Genomic DNA, 3,063 nt, shown 5'->3' on the forward strand with positions numbered 1-3,063 from the left:
CATCGATCAACGCCTCCGCGCCGAGCGGCAAGAACGACAGCGACCCTTCGCTGATCGCCAAAGCCGAAGTGCTCCTTGATCGAGACCATTTCTCTCCGGGCGAAATTGACGGCATGAATGGCGACAACTACCGACGCGCTGTCCGAGCTTTCCAGCAGGCCAATAACCTGCCCGCCACCGGAATTCTGGACGCCGACACCTGGAATGCGCTGATCTCGAATGCTTTGGAGCCGGTGCTGAACCCTTACACGATCACCGACGCGGACCTCGCCGGACCGTGTCACAAGCAGATTCCGGTGGATCTGGCGCAGATGGCCGAGTTTCGCGGCCTCTCTTACAGAAGTCCGCTGGCGGAACTGGCCGAGAAATTCCACATGAACACGGAGTTTTTGCGCAAGCTGAACCCGCGCGCCGATTTCGAGCGCCCGGGGCAGCAGATCGTCGTGGCCGACGTTAAGGCCCTCAATCTGCGCGCCGGGCGAGACACGTTCGAAGCCATCCCGCCAAACAATAACGAAGGAGCCGCGAAAGAGAGCGTGGCGACGATCGTGGTGGACAAACCCGCACGCAACGTGCGCGCCTACGACAAGGAAGGCAGGCTGCTCGCATTCTATCCGGCGACGATCGGCAGCGAGGAAAAGCCGGCTCCGAGCGGCGCCTTCAACGTGCGGGGCGTCGAGTGGAACCCAGACTTCGTTTACGACCCGAAATTCGCGTGGAAAGGCGTGAGCGTCAGACAAAAGCTGACCATCAGACCGGGGCCAAATAATCCGGTCGGTCTGGTCTGGATCGCGCTGACCGCCCCTTCTTACGGCATTCACGGCACGCCCGAGCCCACGAATATCGGAAAGACCGAATCCCACGGCTGCATCCGTCTGACCAACTGGGACGCGGTGGACCTGGCCGCGATGGTGCGCCGCGGGACCGTGGTGAAGTTCGAGGACGAGGATTCCCCCGTGTCGCCCATGCCGGGCCCGGTGAGCGAGCGGCGGGGACTAGAAACCAAGCGCGGACAACCCTAGACGCGGCGGGAAGGCCGGGATTCTGCGGGATTCCCGGATTAGGTCGCCGGCCGAGAATCAATTCAAAGGGAGCGAAAACGGAAAATTTCTGGGCGAATGCTCGTGCGCGACGTAAGCGAATATTCCGCGGCGCAGTCGCGACCACATTGAAGTCCGGCGGCGCGGTGATGATTTGGGCGTCGGTCTCGTGGGCCGACGCAGGCGCGAGCGGCCAGCCGCCCCTGCCGCCAATCCGGCCGCCCTCGTCCTCGGAAACGCAGCCCGGCGGCGGGACGCCGCCTGCGCCGCCGCCGTCGATAGCGACGCCTTTAGTCCCTCAGCCTGCTGATGCGGCAGCGTGTCTCGCCGAGCTCAGAGCAAATCATATCGAAGCGGAGATCGTCCCCGCGCCGCCGGCTCCGCTCGCCGATTGTGGAATCGCCGAGCCGGTGCGCCTGAGCTCGATCGGCTTGACCAACGGCGCCACGATCGACATGCCCGACCGTCCGATTCTCGATTGCCCATTCGCCATCACCTTCACGGAGTTTGCGCAGGATCTGATGGCGCCGCTGGCCACGGCGGTGCTCGGCTCGGGCGTTGTCGCGCTGGATACCGGCGGCTACGCTTGCCGCAGCCCGATCCGGCTCCCGAGCGGCAGTCCGAACCCGCATGCCAAAGGTATCGCTATCGATCTTTCGGCGATCACGCTCGCCGATCGACGGCGAATCGCCATCGGCCATGAAGCGAATTCCGCGGAGGCCTTGTTTGTGCGGACGATGCGGCAAGCCGCGTGTGGCTGGTTCACCACCGTGCTGGGGCCGGGCGCGGACGCGGCCCACGCCGAGCACTTCCATTTCGACATCCTGCGCCACGGAGCAAGCGACAACTATCGCATCTGCGAGTAACGCCCCCTCGTGGACGGAAGCGAAAGCGACCGCCGAATAGGCGATGGGCCAAAGCAAGCGAAATCGCTTTGGTAGAGGAGGGCCCGGCCGCTGTGATCCGGCTCACAGCGCAATCGGCGCTCCTGGGTCAATGTTTTGGGACCATCGGCGGCCGCCGCGACGCCGCGTAGCCAGAAAAATGACGGAACCTTGGGCGGAGGTTGCGGTGTTTATAGGCGGCAGGCCGAGTGCGGCCCACTTTCCTCTCGTTCGATGAGGCGATCGATGCAGTACCGGGTTCAATTTCTCGACCGCTCGGACAACGTCATTCGTGAGCTTCAAGCCGAAGCCAGAAGCCCCGGTTTCCCGCTCTTGATGGCGTGGCCGCCTCACGTTACCCAGGTGCGCGTGATCTACCCGTCTGGGTATGTTTCGACAGTGCGGCTTCCCGGCGCATGAAGCGGTAGGCGTTCGGCTCAAATACCCCTCATTTCGGCTCCCGCTGCGCCGCTGTACAACTTGCGCGGGCGTCGGTGCAGAAGGCGAACAAGCAAAGGTCTCGTTCCGTGCGTTGACCTTTGATGGCGGCTCGCGATAGCCGCGCACCACGCAGCCTTTGCCTCGATGTTCAGCTTCGCGCCTAGCTAGTACAGCGATTCCTTGAAACTTCACACCTCCGTCGTTGGCCCCTCAGGTGCGAATTGTTGGAGCTCCATCGGCAGGATATGATTCGAACTTCGAAATCGATGAACTAGGGTCCGTTAGCGAACAAAGCCTGCCGCGACCCCGTCTGCGCGCGCCGCACATCGACGATTGGCGCTCGGCTTGAACCGACCCGCGTCTGCGACTCGTTTTGAAATTCGCCTTATCCCACCAGTCGCGCCAAGCCATTGACATCGCGCCATTCTTTCCGGAGCGCCGCCAACTTGGCCGCTTGACTCGTGTTAAACTGTCGCTATTGTCGATATCCATAACGAGTTTGGGAGGCGGCCTTGGGCCTGAAGCGACAAGCGAAAATCCTCAGCAAAGGCCAGACCGACACGGTCCTGCTCTATCTGGCCAAAACGCGATACCCAGAGCGAAACCGGGCGATCTTCCTCCTCTCGGCGCGGGCGGGGCTGCGGGCCAAGGAAATCGCGTCCCTGACCTGGGCCATGCTGACCGACGCCGAGGGCGAG

General features: G+C 62.9%; 2 protein-coding genes and 1 pseudogene. All 3 read left to right on the top strand.

Going from position 1 to position 3,063, the window contains the following annotated elements; translation table 11 throughout:
• Positions 1 to 68 precede the first annotated feature (68 nt).
• A complete protein-coding gene (locus ACLP25_RS25815; protein WP_442471972.1) occupies positions 69 to 1,022 on the top strand; it encodes a L,D-transpeptidase family protein in 954 nt (317 codons plus the stop codon).
• A 167-nt stretch (positions 1,023 to 1,189) separates the two neighbouring features.
• Positions 1,190 to 1,906 (top strand): extensin-like domain-containing protein, encoded by a 717-nt coding sequence (locus tag ACLP25_RS25820; protein ID WP_442471971.1) that lies wholly within the window; start codon positions 1,190 to 1,192, stop codon positions 1,904 to 1,906.
• 971 nt (positions 1,907 to 2,877) lie between these two features.
• A pseudogene (locus ACLP25_RS25825) lies at positions 2,878 to 3,063 on the top strand (tyrosine-type recombinase/integrase); the annotation flags it as partial.

This window comes from Roseiarcus sp. (genome assembly GCF_052145395.1).
In the GTDB taxonomy this organism is placed as follows: Bacteria; Pseudomonadota; Alphaproteobacteria; order Rhizobiales; family Beijerinckiaceae; genus Roseiarcus.

What these genes read in the sequence shown, in the direction of transcription:
- ACLP25_RS25820 (WP_442471971.1), top strand. Translation starts at nt 1,190, where the DNA reads ATGATTTGGGCGTCGGTCTCGTGGGCCGACGCAGGCGCGAGCGGCCAG.